The organism is Microbacterium sp. 22179, assembly GCF_052045715.1.
GTDB lineage: Bacteria > Actinomycetota > Actinomycetes > Actinomycetales > Microbacteriaceae > Microbacterium > Microbacterium galbinum.
Genome location: NZ_JBQEPJ010000003.1, coordinates 346946 through 367366 on the forward strand (window position 1 = coordinate 346946; position 20421 = coordinate 367366).

Below are 20421 nucleotides of genomic sequence, written 5' to 3' on the forward strand. Positions count from 1 at the left end.
TGCCCATGGCAGGAATCCAGGCCCTCACCGGCATCCTCCTCTTGACCTCGTGCACTTCTCCCACGCCCGCACCGGCCGGTGATGACCTGGTCCCGGATGCGGAGAGGACGTACATCGAGTACCGGACGCTCGTCAACGGCGTCCAGTCCGTGCTCTCGTCGGGCCCGTGGATCGTGGGGCAGCTCGGCGAGTACGGCATGCAGCCCAGTCGCTGCGACAACGGCACCGGCTACCAGTTCAGCCTCGGCCGCCTCCTGCGCCTCGATGTCGCCGACCGCGACAGCAACGCCGACGCGATCGAGCAACACCTCCTCGACATCGGCATGACGCCCGGACGCCGCACGCTGGGCGAGGGAGCGAAGTCCCTCATCCAGATCGAAGCACGCGACCAACAAGGACTCGAACAACTCCTCATCGAATTCGGCTCCAACGGCACCGCCGTCGTCTCCGCCACCACCACCTGCCGCCCCGGCGACGCAGGGGAACTCGGCGATCTCCTCTTCGGTGATGAAAACCTCGGCCAGGGGTATCTTCCGATCGACACCGAGTCCCCCACCGACCCCCTGTTCTTCGGCATCACCCCGGGCGACCCCCAGTTCGTCCGTGCCCCCTCCCCCACTCCCACCCCCTGAGCCGCACGAGACCCTCGCGCAACACGCTCAGGCGCGCGCAACCCGCTGGCTCTAGGCTGAGCACATGGGACAACACCGCGACGACATCGAATGCTGGCTGACCGATATGGACGGCGTTCTCGTGCACGAGAACACGGCCATCCCCGGCGCGTCCGAGATGCTTGCCGGGTGGGAGCAGAACGAGATCCCCTACCTCGTGCTCACGAATAACTCGATCTTCACCGCGCGCGACCTCTCTGCCCGTCTGCGCGCGAGCGGCCTGGTGGTTCCCGAGGAGCGCATCTGGACCTCGGCGCTCGCGACGGCCGACTTCCTCGCCCAGCAGCTGCCCGGCGGTTCGGCGTTCGTGATCGGCGAGGCCGGCATCCTCACCGCCCTGCACGAGGCTGGGTTCATCATGACCGAGACCAACCCCGACTTCGTCGTCGTCGGCGAGACCCGCAATTACTCGTTCGAGGCGATCACCAAGGCGATCCGCCACATCATCAACGGCTCGCGCTTCATCGTCACCAACCCCGACGCGACCGGCCCCAGCGCCGACGGCGTGCTTCCCGCGACCGGGGCGATCGCGGCGCTGATCACGAAGGCCACCGGCAAGGAGCCCTACGTGGTCGGCAAGCCGAACCCGATGATGTTCCGTTCGGCGCTCAACAAGATCGGCGCGCACTCGAAGAAGACCGGCATGATCGGCGACCGCATGGACACCGACATCGTCGCCGGCATCGAGGCGGGCCTGCACACCGTGCTCGTGCTCACCGGCATCAGCGACCAGGCCGAGATCGAGAAGTACCCGTTCCGTCCCGACGAGATCGTCGACTCGGTCGCCGACCTGCTGCCCACGGTCACCTCGTCGATCCCGACGCTCGACGAGGACTGACATGGGCGTTCTCGAGGACGGCGAGCGCCTCACCGCGGCGGATGCTGCGGCCTGGCGCTCGTGGCTCGACGAGAACCACGAACGAACCGCCGGCGTCTGGCTGCTGAGCGTGCGCGGCGGCTCCGGCGACGGCCTCGGCTACGAAGACGCCGTGCGGCACGCGCTCTGCTTCGGCTGGATCGACGGACCGGTGCGCACCTTCGACGGCGTCAACGCGCAGTGGTTCTCTCCGCGCCGCCCGGGCAGCGGTTGGGCGGCGACCAACAAAGCCCGGATCGCGGAACTCGAAGCGGCAGGTCTGCTCGCGCCGGCCGGCATCCGCGTGCTCGACGCCGCCAAGGCGAACGGATCGTGGACGATGCTCGACGGCCCCGAGGCCGGGATCGAGCCGCCCGAGCTGACCACCGCGCTCGATGCCGTGCCGGCCGCGCGGGCGAACTGGGATGCGTTCCCGAAGTCGGTGAAGAAGTTCGGGCTCACGCATATCGCGATGGCCAAGCGCGCCGAGACGCGCGATGCGCGCATCGCCAAGATCGTGGCGGATGCCGCGGAGGGGAAGCGACCGTGAACCAGAGCGACATGCTCTTCCTGGTGCTGATCGTGATCGGGCTCAGCTCGCTCACCCTGGTCATCGTGCAGTTCGTGCGATCACGGCGACGCGGGGGCGACTCCGACGGGCGCGGCGGCAACTGGTGGGAAGGCCCCTGGGACGAGGACCAGCGGCGCTAGATCCCGCCGGCGACTAGCCCGCCGTCGTCAGCGTCAGACTCGTCACCGCGTCGACCGGCTCCGGCATCCGCAGCGGCCCCTCACCCGGCGTGATCGTGCCGAGGATGCGCGGCGCCCTGGCGCCCGTGCCACCCGGCACGATCGCGGCGACGCCGTGCATCGTGCACCAGCCGATCAGCGCGAAGAGGATCGCCTCCTTGCTGTCGACCGAGGCTCCCAGCTCGTCGGCGAGCACCACGTCGACGCCGGGCAGGGCGGAACGCAGGCCGTCGAGGATCACCGGGTTGTGGCATCCGCCGCCCGACACGGCGAGGAAGCGGATGCCGGCGGCCGCGACGTCCTGCGCGACGGTGCGCACGGTGAGTTCGGTGAGCGTGCGCACGAGGTCGGCATCGCTGATCTCGCGCTCGGCGACGTGCGCCCGCACGTAGTCGAGGTGGAAGTGCTCCTTGCCGGTGCTCTTCGGCGCCGACAGCGCGTAGTACGGCTCGGCGAGGAGGTCGGCGAGCAGCGCCTCGTCGATCGTGCCGGCGCGGGCGATCGCGGCATCCTCGTCGTAGCCCTTGTCGTTGAGGCCCCGGTCGACCACGACGGCATCGACGAGCGCGTTGGCGGGGCCGATGTCGTAGGCCGAGACGCGTCCGTCGGCGACCACGGTCATGTTGGCGATGCCGCCGAGATTGAGGGCCGCGGCGACCTCACCCCGGCCGCGCAGCAGCAGCTCGTCGAGGAACGACACGAGCGGAGCGCCGTGCCCGCCCGCGGTGATGTCACGGATGCGCACGTCCGACACGACCGGCGCACCGACGGCCTCGGCGATCCAGGCCGGCTGGCCGATCTGCAGGGTGCCACGGGCGTGATCGCCCTCGACCCAGTGGTAGACGGTCTGGCCATGGGTGCAGACGGCATCCACTCCCCCGACGGATGCCGCAGCCGAGGCGGCGACGTCGGCGAAGGCCTGGCCGATGAGGGTGTCGAGCTCGCACACCTCGGCGAGCGTCGTCTGGGCCGGAGGGAGGGCGGCGACGAGGCGGGCGCGGAGGTCGGGCGCGTACGGCACGCTGTCCTCGTGGAGCACGGTGCCACGCAGGGCGCCGTCGTGCTCGGCGAAGTCGACCACCACCACGTCGATCCCGTCGTGGGAAGTACCCGAGAGCAGTCCGAGTACGCGCATGCGTGCCCCTTTCGTCGTCTTGCTACGAGGGTACGCGGAATTTGTTAGGAGTGCGTACGGATGCCGCTCGCGCGTCGAGACACCATTTCTTTCGCGAGACATGACGGCGCACGTGGTGTCTCGCGACGAATGTGGTGTCTCGGGTGGGCGGGCGTGCGAACGCCCCCATGCGACGGTCGCTCGGGCGGAATCCGCGATCGCGGGGCTAGCGCAGCACGAGCGCCGCGGCGCCGATCAGCGGGCCTTCGTCGCCCAATCCCGAGCGCACGACTCGCGCGCGACGGGAGTACTCGTGCACGGCGCTCGCGGTGAGCGCCTCCTGCACCAGCTCGATGTAATCGTCGGAGACGCGCGAGAAGCCGCCGCCGATCGCGACCATGTCGAGGTCGACGAGCGTCGCGGCATCCGCCAGTGCCTCACCGACGGCCTTCGCCGAGCGCTCGATCGCGGCACGCGCGATCGCGTCTCCGGCGGCCGAGTCGCGCGCGAGATCCTCGCCGGTCGAACCGACCCATCCCTGCTGCTGCGCCCAGGTGACGCTCGCGGGGCCCGACGCGATCTCCTCGAGCGTCAGCCCGCCCTCGCGGCGGATCTGCCCGAGGTGCCCCGCGTTGCCCGAGGCTCCCGGGATGTACGCGCCGTTCACAACGAAGCCTCCGCCGACACCGGTCGAGACGACGATCGAGAGCGAGGCCGCGGCATCCTGCGTCGCACCGCGCCACGATTCGGCGAGCGCGAGCGCGCCGCCGTCGTGACCGAGCACGGTCGGCACATCGCGACCGAGCACGGCGGATGCTTCGCGCCGAACCGCGGCGGCGAGACCGTAGCCGCGCGCCGAGGGCATGTTCACGGGCACGATCGTGCCGCTCGGGCGGTCGACGGGACCGGCGCTTCCCGCACCCGCGCCGACGAGCTCGGCATCGGCGGGGAGGGCGGCGAGGGCGTGCTGTACGATCGCGGCCACCGCGGCGTCGAACGATTCCGGCGTCGCCTCGCGTCCGGTCGCCTGGCGGCTGCGGGAGCCGTCGACGAGCGTGCCGTCCTCGGAGACGAGGGCGGCCTCCATCTTCGTGCCGCCGACGTCGACGGCGAGGGCGTAGCGGGTCACTGGGGGTCGAGTCCGAGGTCGTCGAGGTCGAAGGCGGCGCGCCATTCGAGACCCTCGGCCTCGATGGCGGCCTGGGCTCCGGTCTTGCGGTCGACGATCACGGCGACGGCGACGACCTCGGCACCCTCCTTGCGGAGCGCTTCGACCGCCTTGAGTGCCGACTGGCCGGTGGTCGAGGTGTCTTCGAGCACGACGACGCGCTTGCCCGCGACATCCGCTCCCTCGATCTGACGACCACGACCGTGGTCCTTGGGCTCCTTGCGCACGACGAACGCGTCGACAGGACGCTCGGCCGCGACGGAGGCGTGCAGCACCGAGTTCGCGATCGGGTCGGCGCCGAGCGTGAGCCCGCCGACGGCGACCACGTCGAGGTCGGCGATCAGGTCGAGCATGATGCGGCCGATGGCGGGGGCGGCGCGATGATCGAGCGTGAGCTTGCGCATGTCGACGTAGTACGTCGCCTTCTTGCCACTGGAGAGGGTGAAGTCGCCATGGAACACCGCCTCGTCCGTGATGAGGGCGAGGAGGTTCTGGCGGTCTGCGTCGAGTGCGGTCACGGCATCCAGTGTAGGAGAGTCGCGCTCTGACTGCGCTGTCAGAAGTCGTCGGGGCGTCATCTGCGTGTCGCGGGCCGCAGATCGCGTGTCCGAGGCCGCAACTAGGCTGGACGCATGCGCTTGGCCACCTGGAACGTCAACTCCATCCGTACCCGTGTCGCCCGCACCGTCGAATTCGCCGTTCGCGAAGACATCGACGTGCTCGCGATGCAGGAGATCAAGTGCAAACCGGAGCAGTTCCCCTACGGGCCGTTCGAAGAGGCCGGCTACCAGGTCGAGGTGCACGGCCTCAACCAGTGGAACGGCGTCGCGATCGCGAGCCGCCTGCCGATGAGCGACGTGCGCACCGGGTTCGACGGCATGCCCGGCTTCGCGAAGGGTCACGAGGGTCCGGATGCCCCGCTCGAGGCGCGCGCGCTGGGCGTGATGGTCGACGGCGTACGGGTGTGGAGTCTCTACGTGCCCAACGGCCGCTCGCTCGACGACCCGCACTACGCCTACAAGCTGCACTGGCTCGAGGCGCTGAAGAACTCGACCGCGGCCGAGCTCGCGGCGAACCCCGCCCTGCCGCTCGCGCTGGTCGGCGACTTCAACATCATCCCGTTCGACACCGACAACGGAGACCCCGACATCGTCGAGGGCGTCTCCACCCACGTCTCCCCCGCCGAGCGCGCCGCATTCTTCGCGATGGCGGATGCCGGGCTCACCGACGTCGTGCGCCCGATCCTCCCCGAGGGCTACACCTACTGGGACTACCAGCGCCTCAAGTTCCCTCGCAACGAGGGCATCCGCATCGACTTCATCCTCGGCTCCCGCACGCTCGCCGACGCGGTGACGGGCGCCTCTATCCACCGCGACGAGCGCAAGGGCGAGCAGCCCAGCGACCATGTGCCGGTCGTGGCCGACATCGACCTCGGGGGCGCGGACGACGACGACGATCTGCCGATGATCTTCTCGTGACGCTCCACCCATGACGCTCCGGCTGATCGCCACCGATCTCGACGGCACCCTGCTCGACTCGACCTCGTCGGTCACGCCCCGCACGCGGGCGGCGCTCGACGCGGCGCGGGCCCGCGGCATCCACGTCGTTCCGGTCACGGCCCGCCAGCCGATCGGCCTGCGTGCGATCGCCGGCGACGCCGACTTCCGCGAGTGGGCGCTCTGCAGCAACGGCGCCTACGCCACGCACCTGACCGACGGGCGGATGCTGTTCGCCGAAGAGCTGCCGGCCGAGACCATCCGCACGCTGGCCGAGGCGCTGCGCGCGAGCGTGCCCGGGCTGCTGTTTGCGAGTGTGCGCGAGGGCGGCGAGACCTTCGTCGCCCAGGAGGGGTATGCGGCGATCGCCGATCTCTCCGACCACAAGCGCGACCCGAAGACCATGGGCGGGGTGCCGCTCGACCAGGTGCTCGACGCGCCGAGTCTCAAGTTCGTGATCCGGCATCCGGAGCTCGCGCCGTCGGCCCTGTTCGACGCGCTGACCTCGCTAGGCCTCACCGGGTTCGAGGCGACGCTGTCGGGTGCACCGTTCGTCGAGGTGATGGCCGAGGGCGTCACCAAGGCCACCGGTCTCGCCCGTCTCTGCGCCCACCTCGGCGTCGACCGCGCCGACGTGATGGCTTTCGGCGATGCGCTCAACGACGTCGAGATGCTGCGCTGGGCTGGGTACGGCGTCGCGATGGCCGGCGCGGATGCCGTCGTGCAGGATGCCGCCGACGAGATCGGCGCCTCGAACGATGATGACGGGGTTGCGCGGGTGGTGGAGCGGGTGCTGTCGAGCTAGAAGGCTCGTTTATGGACCCGGGTGTAACGCTTCGTTCCGTTCCCGAAATATCCTCCTCAATGAGTCTTGAGCCCGCTGAGGAGGTGGCGATGTCGATCGAGGTGTTCGCCGACTTCTACAACCGCTACCACCGACTGATGTTGACGGTGGCGGAGCAGCGTCTTCGCGGCATCGGCAGCGCGGAGGACGTAGTCGCCGAGGTTTTCCGGATCGCCTGGGCACACCACAAAGATGGAGGTCCGCTCGCGCTGCCGTGGCTGTACCAGGTGCTGCGGAACGTCATCGGCAATGAGTACCGACGGCTTGCGGCATCCGGTCGTCTCGCCGAGGCGATGGCTGCGGTGGCCGTCGACTCGATCGATGAACGAGCGGATGAGGACGCACTCGAGGTACGACGTGCACTCGAGCGACTCCCCGTCAGTGACCGCGATCTGCTTTACATGGCTTACTGGGAAGACCTGACGCGCCAGGAGATCGCACGGATCCTGGGCTGCTCGGTCGTCACGGCTCGGGTGCGGCTGTTACGCGCTCGGCAGCGACTGAAGGGGGAGCTGGAACGAGCAGGCTACGCAGATATCGAGGAGGTGCGGGATGGACGAGATTGAGCGACGCATTCGCCAGGCCCGCCCGGTGAGCGGCCATCGTGACCTTCCCCTCACCGACCGAGCGAAGCGGGAGCTCGGCGAACTGATCATCGCGGACGGCGCGCAGGATGCCGCTCGTCGGGTGGCGCTCCGACGACGGAGACGCGTTCGGCTGCTCGTGCCCGCCGCAGCTGTGGCGGCCGCAGTGGCGGTCGTCGTCGGGACTTTCGTTCTGCGACCGACGGCCACACCGGAGGCGTTCACGCCGACGCCTTTGGCCACCGACACGTCCGGAGACGCGCTGGGCCTCATGCCGGATGCCTCGGACGAGACGCTCTCGGATGCACTGAACACCTCGTTCGCCTATCGGACGTGGTCGTTGGACGACTCCGCGCCCGACGTGATCGCACCACAGGTGCACAGCGTGCGACTTGCGGAGGATGGCACTCGCACCGAGACCGTCACAGCCGCGCAGCCGACCTCCGCGCCCGGTTCTGACACTGGGAACGCCCCGCCCGCCGGCACACGGCTGAGTCAGCGCCAATGGGAGCCCGGCGCGTTCACCTCGCCCTACCTGGAGCCGTTACCGGACGACGCATCCCGTGTCGGCCCCTACCTGGAGTCTGCAGCCGGCTCGGGTTCGCCCCTGACGGGGCCCGAAGCGCTGCGCGCGATCGAAAGCCTGCTTGCCGTCGATCGCCTGAACTCGGCGCAGACCCTCGCACTCGTCGACTATCTGAGCGGGCTCGCCGACGTCACCCTCACCGGCTCTGTCGTCGACCGCGAAGGCCGTGACGGCGTCGCGTTCGCAGCGACCGCACCCGACGAAGGAGGAGAGGTTCCCTCGCTGATCGTCTCGCCCGACGGCGAACGGGTCCTCGGTTTCGAGGTGGTCTACGAGGGCGACGCGCGCGAAGATCTTCATGCCCCGGCGGTGGTCGCGTACACAGTGTGGCTCGATGACGGGGGCGACGAATGAAATCCTGGATTCTCCCGGTCGCCGTCCTGTCCGCGGCGCTCCTGCTCACGTCGTGCTCGACGCCGCAGGACATCGCCGCCTCGACCGCTACGGTGCCTTCGTCCACCACCACGGCTGCGACGAGCACAGAGGTCGTGAGCGCGCTGACCGATGGGATCAGCTACGACTTCATCCCGCATCACAGCAATGAAGAACTCGCCGAATCCGCAGACGTGGTCGCGAGCGGATCCGTCGTGAAGATTCAGTCGGGTCCGACCTACGGACGCTTCGACGACGACTTCTCCGATATGGATACGGTCGTGGTCACGATCAAGCCGCTGAAGGTGGCAAAGGGCGACGTCTCCGTAGATGACGAGCTCAACCTCGTGCTCTACGCATCCGCCTACTCCGACCTCGACGCCTGGAACAAGGCGTTCCCCGAAGGCACCGGAGTCGCCGTCTACCTGACGAAGATGTCTTCCGAGCGCCCGACCGCCCCCGAAGAATCCGGCATCGACGCGAAGGGCCTCGAGGCATTCGAGGGGATCGACCTGTACGCGACCGGCCCCCAGGGCTTCGCCGTGCAGACCGAGGGGAACACCATCTACTGGCCGTGGACGGACGTGACCCGCGAGGGCTCCATCGAGGAAGCACTCCCCGGCGGGTCGGCCGTCGGCGTGCTGTCCGAGGAGGAAGCCGCCCGCGTCGACGTCGAGGACTGATGCGGATGCTGGCGCGCTAGAAGGTGTCGACGGCCGTTGAGCGATCTCGGTCACCCCAGTGAAAGCGGCATCAGCCGCGAGAAAACCCAGACGGGAGGGTTCACTGTGAGCGTGTCGGGGCGCAACGCGCCGCGGCATCCGCTCTTCACCTCCGTTTTCTCGTCGGGCGACCTGCCTCCCCGGCATCCGCCGCACGGGGGATGCCGCCGCCCTGCGCCGCGCCCTACGGTGGAGGGATGCCCGCCGAGTTCCACCGCACACCGACCGCGCGCGAGCGGCGCAGCGATCTGCTGCTCGCCGCCGTGCTGTTCGTGGGCGCGATCCTCAGCGCCGCGCTCTCGTCGATCTCGCAGATCTACGGCGACGAGCAGGCCGAGCTGTGGACCGCCCTCGTCTACGCCGTGATCATCACCGCTCCGCTGGCGTTCCGGCGGCGCTACCCGGCCGCGGTCGCGATCGTCGTCTCGGCCGCGTACTTCGCCGCCGTCACCATCCGGGTGCCGGAGATCTACGTCGGCAACATCGCGATGTTCATCGGCATCTACACCGCGGGCGCCTGGATGAACAACCGCCGTGCGGCGATGCTCGTGCGCATCGGCATCATCGTCGGAATGTTCGCGTGGCTGCTGATCACGATGTACCGCGACGCGATCAGCCAGGCCGACGAAGCCGAGGTCATCGCAGGCGCGATGTCGCCCTACGTCGCCTTCATGATGCTGCAGATCCTGCTCAACCTCCTCTACTTCGGCGGGGCCTATTACTTCGGCGAGCGCTCGTGGATCTCGGCATCCGAACGTTCGGTTCTCGAGCAGCGCACCTCCGAACTCGAGCGCGAGCGCGAGGTGACGGCGGCGCAGGCCGTCGCGCTCGACCGCGTGCGCATCGCCCGCGAACTGCACGACGTCGTCGCCCACCACGTGTCGGTCATGGGCGTGCAGGCGGGGGCTGCGCGGCTCGTGATCGACCAGGATGCCGAACGCGCGAAGGAGCTCCTCGCCGGAGTGGAGGGATCGGCGCGCGATGCGATCGGCGAGCTGCGCCAGCTGCTCGAGACCCTGCGCGCTCCGGGCGGCGAGAGCTCCGACCCCGCCTCGACGGTCGGGCTCGACGACATCCGCGAACTGGTCGAAGCGTCGACCGAGGCGGGACTGCCGACGGATTACACCGTGATCGGCGAACCGGTAGACGTGCCCTCCCTCGTCGCGGTGAACCTCTACCGCATCACCCAGGAGTCCCTCACCAACGCCCGTCGTCACGCCGGAGTCGGCGCCACCGCCGACGTGCGCGTGCGCTACGACGACGCGGGCGTCGAGGTCGAGGTCGTCAACACCGGCCGCATGGTCGGCCAGTTGCGACCGGGCCTCGGGCAGTTGGGCATGCGCGAGCGCGCGATCGCCTCGGGCGGCACGATCGAGGTGACGCCGCGCCCCCTCGGCGGACTCCGCGTGCGGGCGCGGGTGCCGCTGAAGGTCGCACCCGCCGCCGCATCTCGCTCGACCGCGAAGGCCGTGAGGATCCCCGAATGACCGACTCGCCGATCCGCGTGCTCCTCGTCGACGACCACGCGATGCTGCGCGCGGGATTCCGCACGATCCTCGGCACCCAGCCCGACATCGAGATCGTGGGCGAGGCCGCGACCGGAGCGGATGCCGTCGCCCAGGCCGCCGCGCTGCACCCCGACGTCATCACGATGGACGTGCAGATGCCCGACATGGACGGCATCGAGGCGACCCGCCGCATCGTCGCCGACCCCGACATCACCGCGGCCATCGCGATCGTGACCACCTTCGACCGCGACGACTACCTTTACCAGGCGCTGGATGCCGGGGCGAGCGGCTTCCTGCTCAAGAACGCCGGCCCCGAAGACCTCATCGCCGCCGTGCGCGCGCTGGCCGTGGGCGACGGGATGCTGGCGCCCGAGGTGACCCGTCGCGTGCTCGCCCGATTCGCCGGATCGGCGCCCGCCACGGCGCCGGTCGCGATGGCCGAGCCGTCGCCCCCGCGCACCGCACCCGCGCCCGTCGCGCTGGCCGAGCCGTTCACCGAGCGGGAGGCCGAGGTGCTGACCCTCCTCGCCGACGCACGCAGCAACGCCGAGATCGCCGCCGCCCTGTTCATCGGTGAGGCGACCGTGAAGACCCACGTGTCGCGCATCCTGCAGAAACTCGGAGCCCGCGATCGTGTGCAGGCCGTGGTGCTCGCGCACCGCCTCGGGCTCGCCTGAACCGCATCCTCCTGACTACGGCGCGTGTCGGCGTCGGGCGATAGCCTCGGATCCATGTCCGCCGACGCGTCCGCCGCATCCGCCGCGCCCCCTGCCCCGCTCTCGCGCCCGATCCTCGCGGGCATCGTCACGGCGCTCGTCGGCTTCACCAGCTCGTTCGCGGTCGTGCTCACCGGGCTCTCGGCGGTGGGAGCATCCGCCGCCCAGGCCGCCAGCGGCCTGCTCGCCGCCAGCCTCACCATGGGGCTCGCGTGCATCGTGCTCGCCTGGCGCTATCGGATGCCGATCACCGTCGCGTGGTCGACGCCCGGCGCCGCTCTGCTCGCCGCGACCGGCACCACGGCGGGCGCCATCGAGGGCGGCTGGTCCGCCGCCGTCGGAGCGTTCCTCGTCACGGCGGCGCTCATCCTGCTCACCGCGATGTGGCCGGCCCTCGGCGGATTCATCGCGCGCATCCCGGCGTCGATCGCGCAGGCGATGCTCGCGGGTGTGCTGCTGCCGCTCTGCCTCGCCCCCATCACCGGGATCGTCGAGAACCCCTGGGGCGTCGTGCCGGTCGTGGTGACCTGGCTGATCGTCGCCCGGCTCGCGCCGCGCTGGGCGGTTCCCGTCGCGTTCCTCGCCGCGGCGGTGGTCGTGGCCGTCGAGCTCGTGCGTCAGGGCACCGCGATCGATCCGGGCATCCTGCTCCCCCGCGTCGAACTCACCGCCCCCACCTTCACCGTCGGCGCGATCGTGGGCCTCGCGCTGCCCCTCTTCATCGTCACGATGGCCTCGCAGAACGTTCCGGGCGTCGCGATCATGCGCAGCTTCGGCTACGAGGTGCCGTGGCGACCGGCGATGCTCGTCACCGGACTCGGCACGGCGATCGGCGCTCCCGCGGGCGGGCACGCGATCAACCTCGCCGCGATCAGCGCCGCCCTCGCCGCCTCTCCCGACGCCGACCCCGACCCGAAGCGCCGCTGGGTCGCCGGTGTCTCGACCGGGGCCTCCTATCTCGTGCTCGGCGCCGCGTCCGCCGCGTTCGCGGCGCTCGTCCTGCTCGCGCCCGCCGCCGTCATCCCCGCTGTCGCGGGACTCGCCCTCTTCGCGGCCTTCGGCTCGGCCGTGCAGCAGGCCATCGACGATCCGGGCGAGCGGCTGCCGGCCGTGGTCACCTTCCTCGTCGCGGCATCCGGCATCTCCGTGCTCGGCGTCAGCGCCGCGTTCTGGGCGCTGGTGGCCGGACTCGTCGTGCGCACGGTTCTGCACAGCGCGCGGCGGTAGCGCAGGCCGATCATCCGCGCGGTGGATGCCCGACAATCCCCCACAGGGGGGATGCCGTGGCATCGGCCCCGTCCCTAACGTGGAGGCATGACCTCAGGAAAGCTCGAACTCCACGGCATCACCAAGAGCTACGGCTCGCGGCGCGTGCTCGACGACGTCTCGTTCGACGTCGCCCCCGGCCGGCTCACCGGCTTCGTGGGCGGCAACGGTGCGGGCAAGACCACGACCATGCGCATCGTGCTCGGACTCCTCTCGTCGGACTCCGGCACCGTCACCCTCGACGGCACGGCCGTCACCGGCGACGACCGCCGCAACTTCGGGTACATGCCCGAAGAGCGCGGGCTCTACCCCAAGATGAAGGTGCTCGAGCAGATCGTCTACCTCGCCCGGCTGCACGGCTTCAGCAAGACGGATGCCGCCGCCCGCGCCACCGCGATCCTCACCGACCTCGGCCTCGGCGAGCGCCTGAACGACACGATCGAGTCGCTGTCGCTCGGAAACCAGCAGCGCGCGCAGATCGCCGCGGCCCTCGTGCACGACCCGAAGGTGCTCATCCTCGACGAGCCGTTCTCGGGCCTCGACCCGCTCGCCGTCGACGTCGTCGCCTCGACGCTGCAGGCCACCGCCGCCCAGGGCGCATCCATCCTGTTCTCCTCGCACCAGCTCGACGTCGTCGAGCGCCTCTGCGACGACCTCGTCATCCTCGCCGGGGGCACGATCCGCGCCGCCGGTTCCCGCGACGGGCTCCGCGCCCAGCACGCCGGCAGCCGCTATGAGCTGGTCTCGGCGGGTGACGCCGGATGGCTGCGCACCGAACCGGGCGTCACCGTCGTCGACTTCGAGGGCGGGTACGCCCTGTTCGACACCGACGGAGCGGAGACCGCGCAGCGCGTGTTGCGCACCGCCGTCGCCCACGGCGATGTCGCGAGCTTCGCCCCCAAGCATCCGTCCCTCGCCCAGATCTTCAAGGAGGTCATCCAGTGACCACGTCGACTCCCGGGGGAGGCTCCCCCATCCGCAGCTCCAGCGGGATCTGGCTCGTCGCCGAGCGCGAGATCGGTTCGAAGCTGCGCAGCAAGGCGTTCGTCATCTCGACCGTCATCCTCATGCTCATCGCCCTCGCCGGCGTGCTGATCGGCGGGTTCGCCAGCAACAACAGCGGCACCGACAAGACCCCGGTCGCCGCGACCTCCGAGACGGCATCCGCGGTATCGGCGCTGCCCGACGTCGAGGTGACCGAGGTCGCCGACGACGCGGCCGCCGAGCAGCTCGTGCGCGAGGAGAAGGTCGACGCGGCGGTCGTGTCGAGCGGTGGGCCCACCGGGTACACCGTCATCGCGCTGAAGGACGCCCCGAGCTCGCTCGTCAGCGGCCTCTCGCAGACGCCCGAGGTGCAGATCCTCGAACCTGCGACCACCAACCCGCTGCTGCGGTACTTCATCGCGCTCGCCTTCGGCATCGTCTTCCTCATGGCGGCGTCGACCTTCGGCGGCACGATCGCGCAGAGCGTCGTCGAAGAGAAGCAGACCCGCGTGGTCGAGCTGCTGCTGTCGGCGATCCCCGCCCGCACCCTCCTCGCCGGGAAGGTCATCGGCAACACGATCCTCGCGATGGCGCAGATCGTCGGCCTCGCCGCGATCGCCACCGTCGGACTCATCGTCACCGGGCAGAGAGACGTGCTGACGCTGCTCGGCGGCCCGATCCTGTGGTTCGCGGTGTTCTTCCTCTTCGGATTCGTGCTGCTGGCCTCGCTGTTCGCCGCGGCGGCCTCGATGGTGTCGCGCCAGGAGGACATCGGCGCCACCACGACCCCGATCACGATGCTCATCATGGCGCCGTACATCCTCGTCATCGTCTTCAACGACAACGCGCTGGTGCTGACGATCATGTCGTACGTGCCGTTCTCGGCCCCGGTCGGGATGCCGATGCGCCTGTTCGTCGGCGAGGCGCAGTGGTGGGAGCCGATCCTGTCGCTGGTGATCCTGCTGGTGAGCTGCATCGCCGCGATCGCGATCGGCGCGAAGATCTACGAGAACTCACTGCTGCGCATGGGCTCGCGGGTCAAGCTCACCGAGGCGCTGCGCGGCTGAGGCGCGCAGGGCGAGAGGGACGGATGCCGGGGCAACGGCATCCGTCCCTCTTTCGCGTCACACGACGAAACCCGCGCATCCACCGGAATATCCATGCGGGCACATGCGTTCAGACACGCGTAGGCGGACGACGGAGTCCGATCGGCACCCCGTCTGAAAGGCACAACCGTGAGCACTCCCACCCTCGTCCGCACCGCGCCCACCGAGCACCCCGTCCTCGAGGTGCTCGCCGAGCGCTGGAGCCCCCGCGCCTTCGACGCCGAGAACGCGATCGACGAGGCCAAGCTGGCAGCCTCCCTCGAAGCCGCCCGCTGGACGCCCTCGGCCAACAACTCGCAGCCGTGGCGCTTCATCGTCGCCCGCCGCGGAACGGCTCTGCACGCACAAGTCGTCGACGCACTCGTCGGCTTCAACCAGGCCTGGGCCGTGAACGCCGCCGTCCTCGTCGTCGCCGTCGCCGAGACCGCCACCGAAGACGGCACGCCGATCACCCACGCCCTCTACGACCTCGGCCAGGCCGTCGCGCACTTCTCGGTGCAGGCTCACCACGAGGGACTCCTCGTGCACCAGATGAGCGGATTCGACCCGGAGGCCGTGCGCGAGTTCGCCGACCTCGAGCCCCGTTTCTCGGCCGTCACGGTCTTCGCCGTCGGCGAGTTCGGCGATGTGACCGCCCTCCCCGAGGTGCTGCAGCAGCGCGAGACCGCACCGCGCGTGCGCCGCCCGATCGCCGAGACGGTCATTCTCAGCGCCTGATCTCACGCTCCACACGAAAAGGGGCCCGGTCCGCATCTCGCGGACCGGGCCCCTTTTCCGTGTGCGGGCGTCTCGTGGCGGGCCCTTCGACAGGCTCAGGGACCCCGTGCGGGATACGGAACCCCCGTGCGGGATGCGGAACCCCGTGCGGGATGCGGAACCCCGTGGTTGGGTCGCTGAGCCTGTCGAAGCGTCGCAGCCACCGCCGCTCAGTCGTCGAGGAGTTCGGCCTCGATCACGTCGTCATCGTCGTCGGGAACGGATGCCGGAGCCTCGGCCGTGAGCACGAGACCCGTGCCGTCGGCCGCGACGTCGACGCGCACCGTGTCGCCGTCGCGCACGCCGCCCGAGAGCAGCGCGGTCGCCAGCTTGTTCTGCACCTCGCTCTGGATGAGGCGGCGCAGCGGGCGCGCACCGAACACCGGGTCGTACCCGCGCTCGGCGAGCCACGATCGCGCGTCGGGCGTGACCGCAAGGGTGAGCCGGCGATCGTGCAACCGCGTGTGCAGCTGATCGATCGACAGCTCCACGATCTGCGCGAGGTCGTCTTCGCTGAGCGCCTGGAACATCACGATGTCGTCGAGACGGTTGAGGAACTCGGGCCGGAACGCCTGCTGCACGAGCGCCATCACCTGCTCGCGCTTCTGGTCGACCGACAGCACCGGGTCGATGAGGATCGGCGAGCCGATGTTCGACGTCAGGATCAGGATCACGTTCGAGAAGTCGACCGTGCGGCCCTGCCCGTCGGTGAGGCGGCCGTCGTCGAGCACCTGCAGCAGCACGTCGAACACCTCGGGGTGCGCCTTCTCGACCTCGTCGAGCAGGATCACGCTGTACGGGCGACGACGCACGGCCTCGGTCAGCTGACCGCCCTGCTCGTACCCGACGTACCCGGGAGGGGCTCCGACGAGACGCGAGACGGAGTGCTTCTCGCCGTACTCCGACATGTCGATGCGCACCATGGCGTGCTCGTCGTCGAAGAGGAACTGGGCGAGCGCCTTCGCGAGCTCGGTCTTTCCGACACCGGTCGGCCCGAGGAACAGGAACGAACCGGTGGGGCGACCGGGATCGCTGATGCCCGCGCGCGAGCGGCGCACGGCATCCGACACGGCCTTGACGGCATCCTTCTGTCCGATCAGGCGCTTGCCCAGCTCGGACTCGAGGTGCAGCAGCTTCTCGGTCTCGCCCTGCAGCAGGCGGCCGACGGGGATGCCGGTCCACGCGGCGATGACGCCGGCGATGTCTTCATCGGTGACCTGCTCGTTGACCATGCGCCGCTCGCCGTCGGAGTCGACGGACTCCGACCGCTCGGCCTCCATGACCTCGCGCTCGAGCGCCGGGATCTCGGCGTAGAGCAGCCGGGAGGCGCGCTCGAGGTTGCCCTCGCGCTGCGCGCGCTCGGCGTCGCTGCGGGCGGCATCCAGGCGCGTCTTCAGGTCGCCGACGCGGTTGAGCGATGCGCGTTCGCGCTCCCACCGGGCCTGAAGTTCGCCGAGCTTGGCCTGCTCGGTGGCGAGGTCGGCACGGAGGGTCGCGAGGCGCTCCTTCGAGGCCGGGTCCTTCTCCTTCTTGAGCGCGAGCTCTTCGAGCTTGAGGCGGTCGACGTGGCGGCGCAGCTCGTCGATCTCGACCGGGGCCGAGTCGATCTCCATGCGCAGGCGCGAAGCGGCCTCGTCGATCAGGTCGATCGCCTTGTCGGGCAGCTGCCGCGCGGGCAGGTACCGGTTCGACAGGGATGCCGCCGCCACGAGCGCTCCGTCGGAGATGGCGACCTTGTGGTGCGCCTCGTAGCGCTCCTTGAGCCCGCGGAGGATGGCGATCGTGTCTTCGACGGTCGGCTCACCGACGTAGACCTGCTGGAAGCGGCGCTCGAGCGCGGCATCCTTCTCGATGAACTCTCGGTACTCGTTGAGCGTGGTGGCGCCGATGAGGCGCAGCTCACCGCGGGCGAGCATCGGCTTGAGCATGTTGGATGCCGCGACCGATCCCTCCCCGCCGCCCGCGCCCATGAGCACGTGCAGCTCGTCGATGAACGTGATGATCTGCCCGTCGGACTCGGTGATCTCCTTGAGGACCTGCTTCAGCCGCTCCTCGAACTGCCCGCGGTACATCGCGCCGGCGACGAGCGCCGAGATGTCGAGCGTGATCAGCTCCTTGTCCTTGAGGGACTCGGCGACGTCACCCGCGACGATGCGCTGGGCGAGGCCCTCGACGACGGCGGTCTTGCCGACGCCGGGCTCACCGATGAGCACCGGGTTGTTCTTGGTGCGGCGGGTGAGCACCTGGCTCACGCGGCGGATCTCGCTGTCGCGGCCGATCACGGGGTCGAGCTTGCCCTGACGGGCGCGGTCGGTGAGGTTGATCCCGAACTGCTCGAGTGCGGACTGCTGGTCGTTCTGGGAACCGGTCTGCGGGGTGGTCATCTGTCCCTCCTGGGAGACTCCTTCTGGTCGATGAGTACTCAAAAGTTGAGTTGTGTTGACTCAAGTTTAGCAGGGCGGCACCCCATCGACAATGCCCTCATCAGCGCAGCATCCGCACCGCATCCCAGATCGCGCCCGCGACCTCGCGCTTGGTCCCGGATGCCTCGGCCACGACCGCCCCGCCCTCACCGATGATCTCGACCGCGTTGTCGGTGCGCTCGAACCCGTTCTCGGCATCCGCGAGATTCACGGCCAGCAGGTCGACGCCCTTGCGCTCGCGCTTGCGGCGAGCGCGCTCACGGCGCTGCTCGGCATCCGTCAGCGTCTCGGCGGCGAACGCCACGATCGTCTGCCCCTTCGGGGCACGCCCCTCGGCGCGGAGAGCGGCGAGCGCGGCCACGACGTCCTCGTTCTCGACGAGGTCGACGCGATCGAGCACGCCCTCCTCCTTCGTGAGCTTGTGGTCGGCGGCGCGCGCGGGTCGGTAGTCGGCGACCGCGGCGGCCATGATCACGACGTCCGCCGTCGCCGCGGCATCCTTCATCGCCTCTCCGAGTTCGGCGGCCGTTCCGACGCGAACGATCGCGACCGACGGATGCCGCGCCGACGCCAGGATCGCGGCATCGATGTGCGCGGCCACGAGGGTGACCTCGGCACCGCGGGCGGCGGCCTCCGCGGCGAGCGCGGTGCCCTGACGTCCGCTCGAACGGTTGCCGAGGAAGCGCACGGGGTCGATCGGCTCCCGGGTGCCGCCCGCCGAGACGGCGACACGCAGGCCCGCGAGATCGCCGGGAGCGAGCAGCGCCTGGGCCGCGGCGAAGATCTCCTCCGGCTCCGACATCCGCCCCGGCCCGCTGTCTCCCCCGGCCAACTCGCCGTCGGCGGGACCCACCAGGTGCACGCCTCGCTCGCGGAGGGTCGCGATGTTGGACTGCGTCGCCGGATGCCGCCACATCTCGGCGTGCATGGCGGGCGCGATCAGCACGGGAGCCTCGGTGGCGAGCAGCGTCGTGCCGAGCAGGTCGCTCGCCAGCCCGGCCGTCATCGACGCGATCGTGTTCGCGGTGGCCGGCGCGACGATCACGAGCTCGGCCGCCTGCCCCAGAGCGACATGGCGCACGCGGGCGACGTCGTCGTGCACGCTCGTCGTGACGGGATGCCGGCTGATCGCCTCCCACGTGGGGGTGCCGACGAAGCGCAGCGCGTCTTCGGTGGGCACGACGGTCACGTCATGACCGGCCTTGATGAGGAGGCGCACGAGGTGCACCGTCTTGTACGCGGCGATGCCGCCCGTGACTCCGACGACGATGTTCACGCTTCGATTCTGCCGCAGCATCCGGGGGTGCGGGGCGCCGGTTAGTGAGGTGGTTCCGTCGCGGGCGGAGCCCAAACGGTCCCCGAGCGAGCGGAGCGAGACGAAGGGCCCCGCAGCGGAGGAGAACACGCCTTCCGCAGGAAGCATCCGCCCTTCCGATCCTGCGAAGCGAGAGTTCTCCTCCCCAACGGGCGGAGAACTCCGCGTGGGGCGGATGCTTCGCCCCGGAAAGTCCGCCCAACGACGAGAACTCCGCCCGGACGCCCTTCGTCTCGTCGCTGCGCTCCTCGCTCAGGAGCCGAGGCCCTGACCCCGCAGCGGAGGAGAACTCACGTTATGCAGGAAGCATCCGCCCTTCCGATCCTGCGGAGCGAGAGGTCTCCTCCCCAACGGGCGGAGAACTCCACGTGGGGCGGATGCTTCGCCCCGGAAAGTCCGCCCAACGGGGAGAACTCCGCCCAACGGCGCGCATAGGATCGAGAGCGTGTGCACGGTCGTGATCGATGTCGAGGATGCCGCGTCGGTGAGACTCCTGGCGGTGCGAGATGAAGACCCGCAGCGCGAGTGGGATGCTCTGGGCCCGTGGTGGCCCGAGCAGTACCCGGGCGTGATCGGCATCCGCGACCGTCGTGCGGGCGGTGCCTGGCTCGCGGTCGATCCGCAGCGCCGACGCCTCGCCGTGCTGCTCAACCGCGCCGACGTGCAGGAGCTGCCCGATGACCGCGCCGTCTCGCGCGGATCGCTCGCCCTCGATTCGGTCGCGGGCCGCTCACCCGAGGGACCGCTGCCGATGCACGGCTTCAACCTGCTCGAGGTCGGACCCGAGGGAGCGCGGGTGCTCTCGTGGGACGGCGCCGAGCTGCGCACCACGCCCGTCGCCGCCGGCACGCACATGATCGCCCACGACGATCTCGACGATGCGGTGACCCCGCGCATCCGCACCTGGCTGCCGAGGTTCCGCGCGCTCGCTCCGGCCGCCGAGGCCGCGGATTGGGTGACCGAGTGGACCGCCCTCCTCGCCGAGAGCGCCGAACTCTCCCCCGAGGACGACCGCGCGATCATCCGCGACAACCGCCCGCACGGCTACCCCACGCAGTCGCTGCTGTACGCCACGGCATCCGTCACCCCGTCGGGCGTCGACGTGCGCGATCACACCCTGCCCTCGCCCGCGCACTGGCACGCCTGACCGGCGTTCGGCGACATTCCGGGCCGCGTTCGCGCGA

Annotated in this window: 21 protein-coding genes; 16 read left to right on the forward strand and 5 right to left on the reverse strand. The window is 70.0% G+C overall.

What is annotated here, in order from left to right:
* Positions 1–5: 5 nt before the first annotated feature.
* From ACTJKK_RS09350 to ACTJKK_RS09365, 4 genes are all read left to right on the forward strand, one after another.
* On the forward strand, positions 6–632 hold the full coding sequence (locus ACTJKK_RS09350) for a hypothetical protein (RefSeq protein WP_440747783.1): 627 nt from the start codon (positions 6–8) through the stop codon (positions 630–632).
* A 64-nt stretch (positions 633–696) separates the two neighbouring features.
* The gene (locus ACTJKK_RS09355) at positions 697–1509 is read left to right on the forward strand and encodes an HAD-IIA family hydrolase (RefSeq protein ID WP_247624381.1); all 813 of its coding nucleotides are present in this window, start codon (positions 697–699) and stop codon (positions 1507–1509) included.
* Position 1510: 1 nt separating this feature from the next.
* Positions 1511–2077, forward strand: coding sequence for a YdeI/OmpD-associated family protein (locus ACTJKK_RS09360; protein WP_440747784.1), 567 nt, complete (start codon positions 1511–1513; stop codon positions 2075–2077).
* On the forward strand, positions 2074–2238 hold the full coding sequence (locus ACTJKK_RS09365) for a hypothetical protein (protein ID WP_247633707.1): 165 nt from the start codon (positions 2074–2076) through the stop codon (positions 2236–2238). The genes ACTJKK_RS09360 and ACTJKK_RS09365 overlap by 4 nt, the downstream gene beginning before the upstream one ends.
* A 13-nt stretch (positions 2239–2251) precedes the next feature.
* On the opposite strand, the gene ACTJKK_RS09370 is transcribed toward ACTJKK_RS09365, so the two are convergent.
* The 3 genes from ACTJKK_RS09370 to pyrE form a co-directional block, all read right to left on the reverse strand.
* Positions 2252–3412 carry an anhydro-N-acetylmuramic acid kinase gene (locus tag ACTJKK_RS09370; protein WP_247957023.1) on the reverse strand — a complete coding sequence of 387 codons (1161 nt, stop codon included), beginning with the start codon at positions 3410–3412 and terminating at the stop codon, positions 2252–2254.
* A gap of 205 nt (positions 3413–3617) precedes the next feature.
* Positions 3618–4520 carry an ROK family protein gene (locus ACTJKK_RS09375; protein WP_440747785.1) on the reverse strand — a complete coding sequence of 301 codons (903 nt, stop codon included), beginning with the start codon at positions 4518–4520 and terminating at the stop codon, positions 3618–3620.
* Positions 4517–5077: an orotate phosphoribosyltransferase gene (gene pyrE / locus ACTJKK_RS09380; protein WP_247624376.1), complete on the reverse strand. Its 561-nt coding sequence runs from the start codon at positions 5075–5077 to the stop codon at positions 4517–4519. Before pyrE ends, ACTJKK_RS09375 begins: the two co-directional genes overlap by 4 nt.
* 114 nt (positions 5078–5191) lie before the next feature.
* Between pyrE and ACTJKK_RS09385 the strand changes: the two genes are divergently transcribed.
* The 11 genes from ACTJKK_RS09385 to ACTJKK_RS09435 all read left to right on the forward strand — a co-directional run bounded on the left by ACTJKK_RS09385 (position 5192) and on the right by ACTJKK_RS09435 (position 15460).
* Positions 5192–6037, forward strand: a complete 846-nt coding sequence (locus ACTJKK_RS09385) for an exodeoxyribonuclease III (RefSeq protein ID WP_247633704.1) — start codon at positions 5192–5194, stop codon at positions 6035–6037.
* 10 nt (positions 6038–6047) lie between these two features.
* Positions 6048–6860 carry a Cof-type HAD-IIB family hydrolase gene (locus ACTJKK_RS09390; protein ID WP_440747786.1) on the forward strand — a complete coding sequence of 271 codons (813 nt, stop codon included), beginning with the start codon at positions 6048–6050 and terminating at the stop codon, positions 6858–6860.
* An 89-nt stretch (positions 6861–6949) separates the two neighbouring features.
* Positions 6950–7465, forward strand: a complete 516-nt coding sequence (locus ACTJKK_RS09395) for an RNA polymerase sigma factor (RefSeq protein WP_440747787.1) — start codon at positions 6950–6952, stop codon at positions 7463–7465.
* Positions 7452–8423, forward strand: coding sequence for a hypothetical protein (locus ACTJKK_RS09400; protein ID WP_440747788.1), 972 nt, complete (start codon positions 7452–7454; stop codon positions 8421–8423). Before ACTJKK_RS09395 ends, ACTJKK_RS09400 begins: the two co-directional genes overlap by 14 nt.
* Positions 8420–9124 (forward strand): hypothetical protein, encoded by a 705-nt coding sequence (locus tag ACTJKK_RS09405; RefSeq protein ID WP_440747789.1) that lies wholly within the window; start codon positions 8420–8422, stop codon positions 9122–9124. The genes ACTJKK_RS09400 and ACTJKK_RS09405 overlap by 4 nt, the downstream gene beginning before the upstream one ends.
* Before the next feature lie 236 nt (positions 9125–9360).
* Complete coding sequence (locus ACTJKK_RS09410; protein WP_440747790.1) at positions 9361–10650, forward strand: sensor histidine kinase; 1290 nt, start codon at positions 9361–9363, stop codon at positions 10648–10650.
* On the forward strand, positions 10647–11348 hold the full coding sequence (locus ACTJKK_RS09415; protein WP_247633692.1) for a response regulator: 702 nt from the start codon (positions 10647–10649) through the stop codon (positions 11346–11348). The genes ACTJKK_RS09410 and ACTJKK_RS09415 overlap by 4 nt, the downstream gene beginning before the upstream one ends.
* Positions 11349–11402: 54 nt before the next feature.
* Positions 11403–12614 carry a benzoate/H(+) symporter BenE family transporter gene (locus tag ACTJKK_RS09420; protein WP_440747791.1) on the forward strand — a complete coding sequence of 404 codons (1212 nt, stop codon included), beginning with the start codon at positions 11403–11405 and terminating at the stop codon, positions 12612–12614.
* An 87-nt stretch (positions 12615–12701) separates the two neighbouring features.
* The gene (locus ACTJKK_RS09425) at positions 12702–13598 is read left to right on the forward strand and encodes an ABC transporter ATP-binding protein (RefSeq protein WP_247957032.1); all 897 of its coding nucleotides are present in this window, start codon (positions 12702–12704) and stop codon (positions 13596–13598) included.
* Complete coding sequence (locus ACTJKK_RS09430) at positions 13595–14704, forward strand: ABC transporter permease (protein ID WP_440747792.1); 1110 nt, start codon at positions 13595–13597, stop codon at positions 14702–14704. The genes ACTJKK_RS09425 and ACTJKK_RS09430 overlap by 4 nt, the downstream gene beginning before the upstream one ends.
* A gap of 168 nt (positions 14705–14872) precedes the next feature.
* The gene (locus ACTJKK_RS09435; RefSeq protein WP_247957034.1) at positions 14873–15460 is read left to right on the forward strand and encodes a nitroreductase family protein; all 588 of its coding nucleotides are present in this window, start codon (positions 14873–14875) and stop codon (positions 15458–15460) included.
* A 209-nt stretch (positions 15461–15669) separates the two neighbouring features.
* Here ACTJKK_RS09435 and ACTJKK_RS09440 read toward each other — a convergent pair whose 3' ends face one another.
* On the reverse strand, positions 15670–17883 hold the full coding sequence (locus ACTJKK_RS09440; RefSeq protein WP_247633688.1) for an ATP-dependent Clp protease ATP-binding subunit: 2214 nt from the start codon (positions 17881–17883) through the stop codon (positions 15670–15672).
* 100 nt (positions 17884–17983) lie between these two features.
* Positions 17984–19198: a bifunctional phosphopantothenoylcysteine decarboxylase/phosphopantothenate--cysteine ligase CoaBC gene (gene coaBC, locus ACTJKK_RS09445; RefSeq protein WP_440747793.1), complete on the reverse strand. Its 1215-nt coding sequence runs from the start codon at positions 19196–19198 to the stop codon at positions 17984–17986.
* Positions 19199–19682: 484 nt separating this feature from the next.
* On the opposite strand from coaBC, the gene ACTJKK_RS09450 reads away from it, so the two are divergent.
* A complete protein-coding gene (locus ACTJKK_RS09450) occupies positions 19683–20384 on the forward strand; it encodes an NRDE family protein (RefSeq protein ID WP_440747794.1) in 702 nt (233 codons plus the stop codon).
* Positions 20385–20421: the final 37 nt, after the last annotated feature.